This window comes from Ruegeria sp. AL7, assembly GCF_056536105.1.
On sequence record NZ_JBQFJF010000001.1, the window covers coordinates 2755964 to 2769883 of the forward strand.

The 13920-nt window shown below is 54.5% G+C and carries 6 protein-coding genes, 3 tRNA genes and 3 rRNA genes; 10 read left to right on the top strand and 2 right to left on the bottom strand.

Annotation, left to right across the window (positions count from 1 at the left end):
- Nucleotides 1-4 precede the first annotated feature (4 nt).
- The gene (locus ACR3E2_RS13855) at nucleotides 5-1624 is read right to left on the bottom strand and encodes a GMC family oxidoreductase (protein WP_480484605.1); all 1620 of its coding nucleotides are present in this window, start codon (nucleotides 1622-1624) and stop codon (nucleotides 5-7) included.
- Nucleotides 1625-1640: 16 nt separating this feature from the next.
- Nucleotides 1641-1862, bottom strand: a complete 222-nt coding sequence (locus tag ACR3E2_RS13860; RefSeq protein WP_480492784.1) for a hypothetical protein — start codon at nucleotides 1860-1862, stop codon at nucleotides 1641-1643.
- A 612-nt stretch (nucleotides 1863-2474) separates the two neighbouring features.
- Here ACR3E2_RS13860 and ACR3E2_RS13865 point away from each other — a divergent pair.
- The 10 genes from ACR3E2_RS13865 (at nucleotide 2475) to ACR3E2_RS13910 (ending at nucleotide 13802) form a co-directional block, all read left to right on the top strand.
- A 16S ribosomal RNA gene (locus tag ACR3E2_RS13865) occupies nucleotides 2475-3931 on the top strand.
- A 204-nt stretch (nucleotides 3932-4135) separates the two neighbouring features.
- A tRNA-Ala gene (locus ACR3E2_RS13870) sits at nucleotides 4136-4211 on the top strand.
- 89 nt (nucleotides 4212-4300) lie between these two features.
- A tRNA-Ile gene (locus ACR3E2_RS13875) sits at nucleotides 4301-4377 on the top strand.
- A gap of 496 nt (nucleotides 4378-4873) precedes the next feature.
- Nucleotides 4874-7712, top strand: a 23S ribosomal RNA gene (locus ACR3E2_RS13880).
- 165 nt (nucleotides 7713-7877) lie between these two features.
- Nucleotides 7878-7992, top strand: a 5S ribosomal RNA gene (rrf, locus tag ACR3E2_RS13885).
- The 16S, 23S and 5S rRNA genes sit together here with 3 tRNA genes alongside, the layout of an rRNA operon.
- Nucleotides 7993-8044: 52 nt before the next feature.
- Nucleotides 8045-8121, top strand: a tRNA-Met gene (locus ACR3E2_RS13890).
- A 295-nt stretch (nucleotides 8122-8416) separates the two neighbouring features.
- Nucleotides 8417-9412 (top strand): HlyD family secretion protein, encoded by a 996-nt coding sequence (locus ACR3E2_RS13895; RefSeq protein WP_480483857.1) that lies wholly within the window; start codon nucleotides 8417-8419, stop codon nucleotides 9410-9412.
- Entirely contained in the window at nucleotides 9409-12105 is a 2697-nt protein-coding gene (gene rbbA / locus ACR3E2_RS13900; RefSeq protein ID WP_480483858.1) for a ribosome-associated ATPase/putative transporter RbbA, read from the top strand. The genes ACR3E2_RS13895 and rbbA overlap by 4 nt, the downstream gene beginning before the upstream one ends.
- Nucleotides 12106-13230, top strand: a complete 1125-nt coding sequence (locus ACR3E2_RS13905) for an ABC transporter permease (protein WP_480483859.1) — start codon at nucleotides 12106-12108, stop codon at nucleotides 13228-13230.
- Nucleotides 13231-13373: 143 nt separating this feature from the next.
- The gene (locus tag ACR3E2_RS13910) at nucleotides 13374-13802 is read left to right on the top strand and encodes a phasin family protein (RefSeq protein WP_480483860.1); all 429 of its coding nucleotides are present in this window, start codon (nucleotides 13374-13376) and stop codon (nucleotides 13800-13802) included.
- Nucleotides 13803-13920: the final 118 nt, after the last annotated feature.

Sequence of the window (13920 nt, forward strand, 5' to 3'; positions counted from 1 at the left end):
TTCTTTACTGCGCGGCTGCCTTAATCATGTCCGAGGCTTTTTCCGCGATCATTATTGTTGGCGCGTTTGTGTTTCCCGACACCAGCGTTGGCATCACCGACGCATCAACTACACGCAGCCCCTCAATCCCCCGCACCCGAAGTTCGGGATCCACAACCGCCAGATCGTCGGTACCCATCTTGCAGGTGCCGACCGGGTGATAGATCGTATCGGCGCGGGCGCGGATATGCCCCTCCCAATCGGCGTCAGATTTGGCCGTATCGGTTCCGAACATCTCTTTATGCCGATATTTGGCCAAAGCTGGCGCTTGCAGGATGTCTCGCGTCATTCGCGCGCCTTTGATCATGGTGTCCAGATCGCGTGCATCTGCAAGAAATCCCGGGTCGATGACAGGCATTGCCATTGGGTCGGCGCTGCTCAGGCCAACGGTTCCCCGGCTTTCCGGGCGAAGCTTGCAGATATGACAGCTGTACCCGTAACCGTAATGCAGTTTGCGGGCGTGATCATCGACCATTGCGATGGTGAAATGCAGCTGGATATCCGGGCGCTCCAGCTCGGGTGAGGTTTTCAGAAACGCCGCGCCTTCGGCAAACGGAGTGGCCGCCATTGACACACCGGTCTTGCGCCACTGATGGATGTGCTTCAGCAGTCGCACTGCCGCTGTTGCGCCGATCCCAAAGTTGTTCGTGTCTTTGGTCCGGTAGGTCAGAGTAAAGTCGAGGTGGTCCTGCAGGTTCCGCCCTACACCCGGTAGTTCGTTGAGAACAGCGATCCCGTGCGGTTCTAGATCAGCGCTTGCTCCAATCCCAGAGATTTGCAGCAGCTGCGGTGTTTTTAATGCTCCCGCGCACAGCAGAACTTCGCGAGTGGCGGTAACGGTGGTGTCTGCCTCTTTGCCTTTGACCCTGAAAACAACGCCAGTTGCGCGCTTACCCTGAAATACCAGCCCTTTCGCATGGGCATGTGTAATGATCGTCAGGTTCGGACGGTTGGCAATCGGGAACAGGTAACCCGCAGCCGCCGAGCACCGCTCTCCATTCTTTGTCGGGTCATGAAACTGCGTTACCTGATACAGCCCGACACCTTCGTTATCGCCTCGGTTGAAATCATCAGTATGACGGTGTTGGAGTTGCCGCGCGGCTTCAATGAACGCGCGGGTGATCGGGCGAGGTTCCTTTTGCTGTGACACCTGTAACGGGCCCTTGTCACCATGCCAGCTGTCTGCGCCAAGCTCATTGTTCTCGGACCGTTTGAAATACGGCAATACGCTGTCCCAATCCCAACCGTCGCAGCCCTGATCGGCCCACCCATCGTAATCCTGCCGCTGACCCCGGACATAAAGCATCGCGTTGATCGCGCTCGAACCACCCAGTGCTTTGCCGCGGGGTTGATACCCCCGGCGTCCGTTCAACCCGCGTTGCGGTATGGTTTCAAAAGCCCAGTTGTTTATTTTGGGTCGTCCCGGAAGGGCTGCCACGACAGCTGCCGGCACCCTGACAGTCAGACCGTTTCCGTTCCCACCAGCTTCGAGCAGGCAAACGCGTGAAGCCGGGTTCTCGGTAAGGCGGTTTGCAAGAACGGATCCTGCCGACCCGCCGCCCACGATGATATAGTCGAACTGCATGCTGGCTTTCCTACTATCAGAACCATTTTGCGCCGGTCCGCTGTTCGCCATCCGAGCCAGGCTTTCCTGAGACTGCGTCAATTGAGTGAAAAAACAATTGTGACCTGAAGTCAGTTTTCATGTGATCTTCGACATTCAGCGAAAGGGTGCGCCCGCGCCGATCGAAAGACTCAAGATAGATATCGATGTCGTCGTTTGCTGTCGGGGTCGACGATTCCAGCCAAAGTGCAGATTTCACCCTCTTCTTCTGATGAGCCCTCACCTGAAATGGCCGACGAAAATCGCGAAACAACCACTAAGTAACTGATTTATTTTATTTAATTAAATTCGTTGTGAGAAATGTGAAGTTTTTTCAAAATGGGGGTTGCAGGTCGGAAGCCTAATCCGTAAATACCCCTTCACCGGCGCAACTGAGGTTGGCCTGACGGACTGGAAAGACGGTTGAGACGCGCCGGAGAGACGGTGGGCATCTGAGGTTGAGGTTTAGGCGGTTGCGCTAAGGGATTGGCGTTACGGTCTGGTTTTTGGCTCTGGGTGTTTTGTTCTTTGACATTGATGGATAACTGAAGAGATATGTGGGCGGTTTGGTTCGTTTCGACGGATTGGATGTCTGTATATCGCGCTCTTAGGTATTTTTCGGAATGCCGATGATGGAGTGTCAGCTTCACTGTTTGTACGGCTTTCGGTTTCTTAGGAGACCTGAAGCACAACAAACAGATGACTTTTGGTTGTACTCTCGGCTAGCCGGCTGAGGGTGTCGCTTATACGTGCTCAAGTAGCCGAATAGGCGGTAGCGCAATCAAAGATGTGCAGAGGTTCGAACGTCAAGGATAAGCAGGTAACTGCTTTTCAACTTGAGAGTTTGATCCTGGCTCAGAACGAACGCTGGCGGCAGGCCTAACACATGCAAGTCGAGCGCGCCTTCGGGGTGAGCGGCGGACGGGTTAGTAACGCGTGGAATATGCCCTTTGGTACGGAATAGCCTCTGGAAACGGAGAGTAATACCGTATGAGCCCTTCGGGGGAAAGATTTATCGCCAAAGGATTAGCCCGCGTTAGATTAGGTAGTTGGTGGGGTAATGGCCTACCAAGCCTACGATCTATAGCTGGTTTTAGAGGATGATCAGCAACACTGGGACTGAGACACGGCCCAGACTCTACGGGAGGCAGCAGTGGGAATCTTGGACAATGGGGCAACCCTGATCCAGCCATGCCGCGTGAGTGATGAAGGCCTTAGGGTCGTAAAGCTCTTTCGCCTGTGAAGATAATGACGGTAGCAGGTAAAGAAACCCCGGCTAACTCCGTGCCAGCAGCCGCGGTAATACGGAGGGGGTTAGCGTTGTTCGGAATTACTGGGCGTAAAGCGCACGTAGGCGGATCGGAAAGTTGGGGGTGAAATCCCGGGGCTCAACCCCGGAACGGCCTCCAAAACTATCGGTCTAGAGTTCGAGAGAGGTGAGTGGAATTCCGAGTGTAGAGGTGAAATTCGTAGATATTCGGAGGAACACCAGTGGCGAAGGCGGCTCACTGGCTCGATACTGACGCTGAGGTGCGAAAGTGTGGGGAGCAAACAGGATTAGATACCCTGGTAGTCCACACCGTAAACGATGAATGCCAGTCGTCGGATAGTATACTATTCGGTGACACACCTAACGGATTAAGCATTCCGCCTGGGGAGTACGGTCGCAAGATTAAAACTCAAAGGAATTGACGGGGGCCCGCACAAGCGGTGGAGCATGTGGTTTAATTCGAAGCAACGCGCAGAACCTTACCAACCCTTGACATCCCAGGACCGGCCCAGAGATGGGTCTTTCACTTCGGTGACCTGGTGACAGGTGCTGCATGGCTGTCGTCAGCTCGTGTCGTGAGATGTTCGGTTAAGTCCGGCAACGAGCGCAACCCACATCCCTAGTTGCCAGCAGTTCGGCTGGGCACTCTATGGAAACTGCCCGTGATAAGCGGGAGGAAGGTGTGGATGACGTCAAGTCCTCATGGCCCTTACGGGTTGGGCTACACACGTGCTACAATGGTAGTGACAATGGGTTAATCCCAAAAAGCTATCTCAGTTCGGATTGGGGTCTGCAACTCGACCCCATGAAGTCGGAATCGCTAGTAATCGCGTAACAGCATGACGCGGTGAATACGTTCCCGGGCCTTGTACACACCGCCCGTCACACCATGGGAGTTGGTTCTACCCGACGGCCGTGCGCTAACCTTTTGGAGGCAGCGGACCACGGTAGGATCAGCGACTGGGGTGAAGTCGTAACAAGGTAGCCGTAGGGGAACCTGCGGCTGGATCACCTCCTTTCTAAGGATGTATCTGGTTAGATTTGCCTGATCTTAATTGATCTCAAATCTCGTGATACACTTAGCAGAAGATCAACAAACAAAGTTGGTCAAACTCAGCAGGCGCTCAAGTAGCCGCAAGGCGGTAGCGCACTGTAATGGACCGAGCCGTCCTCATATCTCTTCAGGAAATCAGGATCTTGCGGATAGGCGCGAGGTCCGGCAAGGGGCCTTAGCTCAGCTGGGAGAGCGCCTGATTTGCATTCAGGAGGTCAGGAGTTCGATCCTCCTAGGCTCCACCAAGCCTTTGCAAAGCAAAGGGCGTTGTCGCGGCAGTTGCTTTTGGTGACAAAAGCAATGAGAGCGACCTGCAGTCGGCCCCGAACAAAGTGGGTCGGTAGCTCAGGTGGTTAGAGCGCACGCCTGATAAGCGTGAGGTCGGAGGTTCAAGTCCTCCTCGACCCACCACTTTCCTTTCGATCAGATCGTTAAGCACCTTCGGGTTCTTAACCGTCCGATTGGACGGCAGAACAGCGTGAGCTGTTCGTCTTTACATCGTATGAGAGAAATCAATCAACACTGTTTGATCGCGCCGAGTGTGGCGCTGATCTCGGTCGTTTCCATCATCTGATGGACGGCACGGTTTGGGTCTAGCCGGCCCTGTCTCGTGTATCGCGACTGAAAGAACAGAGTTGTCCAAGTCAAATATACTAACCCGAGCGACCTGCGTTGATCAGCTGCACGGCTGGGAGACCATATGGGGTTGCTCAATTGTCCTCGTCCAAGTGGCGGGGGCGGGAAATGTATGTTTTTGGTTCAGAAGAACGATCGCCTTTAGTTACCAGCTGGGTGATCACGATCGACATAGTCGAAGCCTGCAGGCCGAAAGGCCGAAAGGCTTCACGCGCTCAAGTAGCCGAACAGGCGGTAGCGCAACATGTTATGTCTTTCTTTTTCTGGATCAAATCAAGCGCGAGAAGGGCGTTTGGTGAATGCCTTGGCAGCAAGAGGCGATGAAAGACGTGATACTCTGCGATAAGCCATGGGGAGCTGAGAATAAGCTTTGATCCATGGATTTCTGAATGGGGCAACCCACCTGAATGTTTGTTATTGTTGGCACAGCTGATCAATAATGAGCATGACCAGGTACTTAAGACCTGAATACATAGGGTTTTAAGAGCAAACCCGGGGAACTGAAACATCTAAGTACCCGGAGGAAAGGAAATCAATTGATACTCCCCTAGTAGTGGCGAGCGAACGGGGACCAGCCGAGCCGTGAGTGTGAATAGAACCTGTTGGGAAGCAGGACCATAGAGGGTGACAGTCCCGTATATGAAGCATGATCGGACGTATTAAGTAGGGCGGAACACGTGAAATTCTGTCTGAAGATCGGAGGACCACCTTCGAAGGCTAAGTACTCCTTGCTGACCGATAGCGAACCAGTACCGTGAGGAAAGGTGAAAAGCACCCCGACGAGGGGAGTGAAACAGTACCTGAAACCGAACGCCTACAATCAGTCGGAGCCTCCTTGCGGGGTGACGGCGTACCTTTTGTATAATGGGTCATCGACTTGGTCTCACGAGCAAGCTTAAGCCGTTAGGTGTAGGCGTAGCGAAAGCGAGTCTTAATAGGGCGAATGAGTTCGTGGGATCAGACCCGAAACCGAGTGATCTAGGCATGGCCAGGTTGAAGGTAAGGTAACACTTACTGGAGGACCGAACCCACATCCGTTGAAAAGGATCGGGATGAGCTGTGCCTAGGGGTGAAAGGCCAATCAAACTCGGAGATAGCTGGTTCTCTGCGAAATCTATTTAGGTAGAGCGTCATCCGAATACCCCGGGGTAGAGCACTGGATGGGTAATGGGGCCCCACAGGCTTACTGATCCTAACCAAACTCCGAATACCCGGGAGTACTAGATGGCAGACACACTGCGGATGCTAACGTCCGTAGTGGAGAGGGAAACAACCCTGACCTACAGCTAAGGCCCCCAATTCATGGCTAAGTGGGAAAGCAGGTGGGACGACCAAAACAACCGGAGGTTGGCTTAGAAGCAGCCATCCTTTAAAGATAGCGTAACAGCTCACTGGTCTAAATAAGTTGTCCTGCGGCGAAGATGTAACGGGGCTCAAGCCATGAGCCGAAGCTTAGGATGCCGTAAGGCATGGTAGCAGAGCGTAGTGTGACATAGAACTCATCCGTATTTGCATCTGTGTTGTGTAACAGCAGCGGGATGTAATGACGGATCGAGTTCTTTCGATGAAGCCGGCCTGTGAGGGATCCGGTGGAGAGATCACTAGTGAGAATGATGACATGAGTAGCGACAAAGAGTGTGAGACACACTCGCCGAAAGTCCAAGGGTTCCTGCTTAAAGCTAATCTGAGCAGGGTAAGCCGGCCCCTAAGCCGAGGCCGAAAGGCGTAGGCGATGGGAACTAGGTTAATATTCCTAGGCCAGGAGGATGTGACGGATCACAGGTGTAGTTCAATCTTATCGGATTGATTGGGCTGCTGAGTGGTTCCCGAAATAGCCCTCCATCAGACCGTACCCTAAACCGACACAGGTGGACTGGTAGAGCATACCAAGGCGCTTGAGAGAACGATGTTGAAGGAACTCGGCAAAATACCTCCGTAAGTTCGCGAGAAGGAGGCCCGGTTCCTAGGCAACTAGGGGCTGGGGGCACAAACCAGGGGGGTGGCGACTGTTTATTAAAAACACAGGGCTCTGCGAAGTCGCAAGACGACGTATAGGGTCTGACGCCTGCCCGGTGCCTGAAGGTTAAAAGGAGAGGTGAGAGCCTTGAATTGAAGCCCAGGTAAACGGCGGCCGTAACTATAACGGTCCTAAGGTAGCGAAATTCCTTGTCGGGTAAGTTCCGACCTGCACGAATGGCGTAACGACTTCCCCGCTGTCTCCAACATCGACTCAGCGAAATTGAATTGCCTGTCAAGATGCAGGCTTCCCGCGGTTAGACGGAAAGACCCCGTGCACCTTTACTACAGCTTCGCACTGGCATCAGGATTGTGATGTGCAGGATAGGTGGTAGGCTTTGAAGCGGAAACGCAAGTATCCGTGGAGCCTCCCTTGAGATACCACCCTTCGCACTCTTGATGTCTAACCGCGGTCCGTTATCCGGATCCGGGACCCTGCGTGGCGGGTAGTTTGACTGGGGCGGTCGCCTCCTAAAGCGTAACGGAGGCGCGCGAAGGTTGGCTCAGAGCGGTCGGAAATCGCTCGTTGAGTGCAATGGCAGAAGCCAGCCTGACTGCAAGACTGACAAGTCGAGCAGAGTCGAAAGACGGCCATAGTGATCCGGTGGTCCCGAGTGGAAGGGCCATCGCTCAACGGATAAAAGGTACGCCGGGGATAACAGGCTGATACTGCCCAAGAGTCCATATCGACGGCAGTGTTTGGCACCTCGATGTCGGCTCATCTCATCCTGGGGCTGGAGCAGGTCCCAAGGGTACGGCTGTTCGCCGTTTAAAGAGGTACGTGAGCTGGGTTTAGAACGTCGTGAGACAGTTCGGTCCCTATCTGCCGTGGGTGTAGGAGACTTGAGAGGAGTTGCCCCTAGTACGAGAGGACCGGGGTGAACGATCCACTGGTGGACCAGTTGTCGTGCCAACGGCAGTGCTGGGTAGCTATGATCGGACAGGATAACCGCTGAAGGCATCTAAGCGGGAAGCCCCCCTCAAAACAAGGTCTCCCTGAGGGCCGTGGAAGACCACCACGTCAATAGGCCGGAGATGTAAGCGCAGTAATGCGTTCAGTTGACCGGTACTAATCGCCCGATAGGCTTGATTTGATCCAGTAATGGAAAGACAAATCAAAGACATACACACCCTGAGTTGGACAACGTTGATCTGATTAACACAACCGTGCAGGACCGCGCATCCGCTTCGCGAATACGCTGCCTCCTGCCCGTCGCTTTTTTGCTCCGCAAAAACAGCGACGTGGGGATTTTCCTCGGTTTGGTGGTCATAGCGCAAGTGAAACACCCGGTCCCATCCCGAACCCGGAAGTTAAGCACTGCCGCGCCAATGGTACTTGGGCTTAAGCCCCGGGAGAGTAGGTCACCGCCAAACCTAGCAAAATCCCCAAATCTCTCTAAAACGATGAAAACAAATCTGACTCTGACGCGGGATGGAGCAGCCCGGTAGCTCGTCAGGCTCATAACCTGAAGGTCGCAGGTTCAAATCCTGCTCCCGCAACCAATACTTCAAGTCAGATATCAAACACTTAGCGCCCCAAGGGGCGCTTTCTGCGTTCAGGGCCACTGCACAACTCAAAGCACTCTGGAAGCAACAGGGGACGCAATTCACCCTGTGATGAATGCGCAACAGAGGCTGAACGAGCACCTGGGGCGGCACGAAAACAGGACACGTCCATTCCGACAGACAGGATATGTTGTTCCCCCAAGCATGCTTTGGAAACGCTTGATCCATCGCAAAGTCCCCAATCCTGCCAGGCACTAGACTGACCGTCGCATTCAACGATCTGGCAAAAGCTATGAAGAAGAGTTCGCCCATCTTTTTTGCTCTGGTAGTCATCGTGGTTGCTGGCGCGGTTGTTTACTCCGTCATCTCCCAAGACGGCGATCAATTGCCGAGTGGCTTCGTACAGGGTAATGGAAGGATTGAGGCAGAGCAGGTTGAAATTGCGCCAACGATCGCCGGGCGTGTTGCCAAAGTTCTGGCACCTGAAGGCGGCATGGTCGCCGCCGGTGATGTACTTGCCAGGATGGATATAGACGAATTGTCTGCAGCGCTGGACCGGGCAAAAGCCGAGGTCGCCTTGGCGCGCCAGACAAAAGCAGAAGCTGAAGCCTTGGTTCTGCAACGCCAAAGTGAGCAACGTCGGGCGGCGCAGGAACTTGAACGTGCTACAGCGCTACTGACCGGGAACAATATCTCTAAGACAGTTTTTGAGGAACGTGAAACCATCCACCAAGTTGCGTCTGCTGTGTTGGGTGCCGCCAAAGCCCGAGTTGCAACCGCAGAAAGCCGGATTGCCGCTGCAGAAGCCGAGGTGCGCAGGATTGAGGCGCAAATCGAAGACAGTTCCTTGCTGGCACCAATGCCGGGTCGCGTTCTTTATCGATTGGCCGAGCCGGGCGAGGTCGTCGGAGCGGGTGAACCGATCCTGACCCTTCTCAGTCTCGAGAACGTGTATATGGAAGTTTTCCTTCCTGCGCGGGAAGCCGGGCTGTTGCCGATTGGAGCCGAAGCTCGCATCGTGCTTGATGCTTTACCCGAATACGCCACACCTGCATATGTCAGCTTTGTTTCTCCCGAGGCGCAATTCACGCCCAAACAAGTCGAGACTCTGGATGAACGCGAGCAACTGGTCTTTCGTGTCCGCGTTCGTATCCCCCAGGACCTGGTTGAAAGCCGGATTGAACACGTAAAAACGGGCCTGCGCGGCATTGCCGTGATACGGATCGATCCCACCAGCGCATGGCCCGAGGCGCTTGAACAGCCCATCCCGCAAGAGCTGTTCGAATGAATGCCACAGTCGCCTCGTCAGAGTTTCGAATTGCCGGTGTTACACACAGGTATCGAAAACACATCGCGTTGAACTCTGTAACCTTGGACCTTCCAACCGGACAGCTTGTCGGCTTCATTGGCCCAGACGGGGTGGGCAAGTCCACATTGCTTGGGTTGATCACCGGTGCAAAAAAGCTTCAATCCGGATCAATCGACGTTCTGGGCGGAGCGATTGATGAGCCCACTCATCGTAGACGAATATGCCCTGCGATCGCATTCATGCCGCAAGGTTTGGGTCGGAATCTCTATTCAGAACTGTCGGTACGCGAAAATTTGGAGTTCTTCTCGGGCCTTTTCGGACAGGGACACGACGAGCGTGACGCCCGGATCACCGCATTGCTGACAGCGACCGCGCTTGCACCATTTGAGGATCGCCTGATGGGCAGGCTTTCTGGTGGAATGAAACAGAAGCTTGGCCTGTGCTGTGCGTTGATTCATGACCCCAAACTCCTGGTTCTGGATGAGCCAACAACCGGGGTTGATCCGTTGTCGCGTCGACAGTTTTGGGCATTGATCGACGCTATCCGAACGGAAAACCCCAAGCTCTCTGTCCTTGTGTCTACAGCCTATATGGAGGAGGCCGAAGGCTTTGACTGGATCGTCGCGATGGACGCAGGTCGCGTCATCTTTCAGGGTAAACCCGCCGAATTGAAGCGTGCCGATAAGGACTTCGAAACTGCGTACCGACGCTTGCGGGCAGACGAGGCATCTGGTTCAGCGCCGGGTCAATCAATCGTTCGACAGATCAAATCGGATCCCGTGATTACTGCACGCGGGCTGACACGGCGCTTTGGCGATTTCATCGCCGTGAACAACGTTGATTTCTCGATCAATCGCGGAGAGATTTTCGGGTTTCTGGGATCAAACGGATGCGGAAAATCCACGACGATGAAAATGCTGACCGGTTTGCTGCCTGCAAGCTCAGGCGAGGCATTGTTATTCGGCAAACCCGTTGACGCCAGGGATCGAAAGGTGCGCCGCGAGATTGGGTACATGAGTCAGGCGTTTTCATTGTACGGTGAATTGTCAGTGTATCAGAACCTTCAGTTGCACGCCCGGATTTTCGCAATCCCTGACCGCGACGCGCGCATTTCGGAACTGACGGAACGATTCGGACTCGGCACGCATCGTGATACCCTTGCGGCCGCCCTGCCCCTTGGGATCAAACAGCGCCTGTCGCTGGCGGTTGCGATCATCCATCGCCCGCGTGTGCTGATATTGGATGAGCCGACATCCGGAGTGGACCCAGAGGCGCGAGATACGTTTTGGGCCTTGCTCGTCGAGTTGTCCCGACAAGACGCGGTAACGATCTTTGTCTCCACCCATTTCATGGCAGAAGCAGAACGATGTGACCGTGTTTCGTTTATGCACGCAGGCCAGGTCTTGGCAGAAGGCACACCAGCCGAATTGATCGCCGCTGAAAGCGCCGACAGCCTTGAGGCTGCGTTCATCTCAATTCTGGAGGCGGCAGAAAGACCGGCGCCGGTTGAAGCACCGAGAGTTGATTTGGCCACCAATTCCAAACACATCGGTGGCAGTGTCGGGCGCGCACTGGCCTATACGCGACGCGAGGCCGTCGAGGTGGCGCGCGATCCTGTGCGCCTTGCCTTTGCGTTTCTTGGGTCAGCCATTTTGATGTTGGTTTTCTGCTTTGGCATCACGCTTGACATTGATGAACTGGACTTTGCCGTTCTAGACCTTTCTCAGGGTCCTGAGAGCCGTGCCTATGCAACTGAGTTCGCGGGGTCGTCCTATTTCAAACCCACGCCGCCATTGGAAAGCGCTATGGAAGGCCACAACCGGCTCCAGGCAGGAGACGTTTCACTGGTCTTAGAGTTGCCACCGAACTTCGGTCGTAAGCTGCGCACAGGCGAGCCAACACAGGTCCTCGCGACAGTCGATGGTGCCATTCCGTTCAAAGGCGAGACCGTTGAAGGATATGTCGCGGGACTGCATCAGTCCTTTCTGGACGAACACGCCCGAAAGACGGGGCAACGGGACTTCGAGATTGCCCGGATAGAACCGCGATTTCGCTACAATCAGAGTTTTGAAAGCATTGCAGCAATGGCCCCGGCCATGCCGGCGATTTTGCTTATCATGTTGCCGGCCGTCTTGACGGCGGTCAGTGTCGCGCGTGAGCGTGAGCTGGGATCTGTGGTGAATTTCTACGTAACACCGACAACCCGGCTCGAATTCCTGATTGGTAAGCAAATTCCCTATATTGCAATTGCTTTTGCAAACTTTCTGTTGCTGGCAGCGATGACCATTTTCGTCTTCGGTGTGCCGCTCAAAGGCGATCCCATTCCGCTAGCGGTTGGTGCGTTTTTGTATATCTGGGCAACGACGTCCTATGGATTGCTGATTGCCACAATGACATCCAGCCAGGTGGCAGCGACATTTGCGACAGCCATCGCCTCGGTTGTGCCGACCATCCAGTTCTCGGGCCTGTTGCAGCCCGTCTCCACTTTGGAAGGGGGGGCTCAGTTCATCGGCTCGCTTTGGCCATCTTCCTATTTTCTGCACCTGAACGTCGGCGCGTTCACCAAGGGCTTAGGGTGGGAATCACTTGCCCCGGACATTCTTGCGCTTGCCTGTTTCGGTCCAGTGCTGACACTCGCCGCCGCCCTTTGCCTGCGCGCGCAGGAGAAGTGAATGCAGCGCCTTTTTTGCATATTCTGGCTGGGATTGAAGGAAATGATGAGCCTGCGCCGCGATTGGGTGATGATGGCCTTGCTGGTCTGGTCATTCACGCTGGCTCCGATCATGGAAGCAACAGGCGTTGCAAGCTCGGTGAATAACGCCTCAATCGCATTTGCAGATGAGGATAACTCTCCACTATCGCGCACCCTTGCCACTGCGTTTTTCCCACCGGAGTTTCAACCGGTCGTGCAAATTGAACCGGGGACCGGTCCAGCGCACATGGATGCCGGGCGGTTTATCTTCATCGTTGCCATTCCTCCAGGTTTTGAAAAAGACCTGCGCGCCAGAAGCACACCAGAGATACAGGTTCTGATAGACGCCACGGCTATGGAGCAGGCAGGTATCGGCGCCAATTACATCACCAGTATATTGAGCGCTGAAATCCATCGCTTTGCAGTTGGTGTTGACCTCGTAGATCCTCCCGCAATCAATGTCATTCTGAGAAGTGCCTTCAACCCAAACAGAGATACGGTGCGTTTTGCGGGCATCGTTGCGCTGATCGGTCAGATCATGTGGCTCACGACCATCCTGACCGGCGCTGCCATGATCCGGGAGAGAGAGCATGGAACAATTGAGCATCTGCTCGCCATGCCTCTAACTCCGCTCGACATTGCGATGGCAAAAATCTGGGCCAATGCGGCCGTTGTTCTGATCGCTGCGGGGTTATCGCTGACTTTTGTCATGCAGGGTTCGTTGGACATTCGCATTGCCGGATCAAAGACACTGTTCCTATTTGGAACCGCACTTTTTCTGTTTACAGCTACGGCGCTTGGGGTATTTCTGGCGACGATCGCGCGCTCAATGGCGCAATTTGCGCTTCTGGTCATGCTGATTGTCCTGCCAATGCTGATGCTGTCCGGAGGGGAAACACCAGTCGAAGGGCAACCAGGCTGGTTGCAAGCCGGAACGCTGTTTCTGCCATCGCGCCACTATATGTCAGCCAGCCAAGCAATTGTTTTCAAAGGTGCTGGAATCGAAACGGTCTGGCCGGAATTCGTTTGGATGGCTGTGTTGGGTCTGGCCCTGTTGATGACAAGTCTGGTTATGTTCAGACGGTCAGTCGCCCAGATGAGTTGATATCAACCGACCGTGTATGTTGTGGACGGGCGTATTGTGAAACGACGGCGCGAATTACCCAGTGAATTTGATCTCGGTTAATGTGAGTGCACCTCTGGGTGTGGTAAAATTAATCACCGTCTTCTTTTCCAGGGAGAGTTCAAATGCCCACAAAATCAGCCGAAATCGAGACACAGGAAGCCCTTACCGACGTGTTGAAATCCATGCAGGGCATGATGTCCATGAACTCCGCGGTGACGCCGCAGATCGAGCAGTTTTGGAAAGCGCAGGACCACCTGCTGAGCGAGGCGGAGGAATACTCCCGCCTCTGGTTCAAGCGCCGCCATGAGGCTGCACGCACCGCGCTGCAAACTGCCCGGGAAGCTACGTTTGGCGACAGCCCAGATCCAAGCAAAACGATGCAAGCCGTCGCCGAATGGCAACGCCATTCCATGGAACGAATGGTGGAAGACGCACGTGAATGGTTCGAAATGGTGTCGCGCTGTGCAAAATACGTAAGCGAAACAGAAGCAGACATCATCGGCGAAAACATGGAAGCTGCCTCCAAGGTCGCAGGCAAAGCCAAAAGCTGAGACCGACTAAACCCGTTTGACGCAGCCTTTCTTCGACGGGCGCGGTGCACTGTAACCCTCCACGTGTCGCTGGCCAAACCGAGCGGCCACGATTGCGGAAGCGCTCTGACAGTTTTTC

What these genes read in the sequence shown, in the direction of transcription:
- ACR3E2_RS13905 (WP_480483859.1), top strand. Translation starts at nt 12,106, where the DNA reads ATGCAGCGCCTTTTTTGCATATTCTGGCTGGGATTGAAGGAAATGATG.
- ACR3E2_RS13855 (WP_480484605.1), bottom strand. Translation starts at nt 1,624, where the DNA reads ATGCAGTTCGACTATATCATCGTGGGCGGCGGGTCGGCAGGATCCGTT.
- ACR3E2_RS13910 (WP_480483860.1), top strand. Translation starts at nt 13,374, where the DNA reads ATGCCCACAAAATCAGCCGAAATCGAGACACAGGAAGCCCTTACCGAC.
- rbbA (WP_480483858.1), top strand. Translation starts at nt 9,409, where the DNA reads ATGAATGCCACAGTCGCCTCGTCAGAGTTTCGAATTGCCGGTGTTACA.
- ACR3E2_RS13895 (WP_480483857.1), top strand. Translation starts at nt 8,417, where the DNA reads ATGAAGAAGAGTTCGCCCATCTTTTTTGCTCTGGTAGTCATCGTGGTT.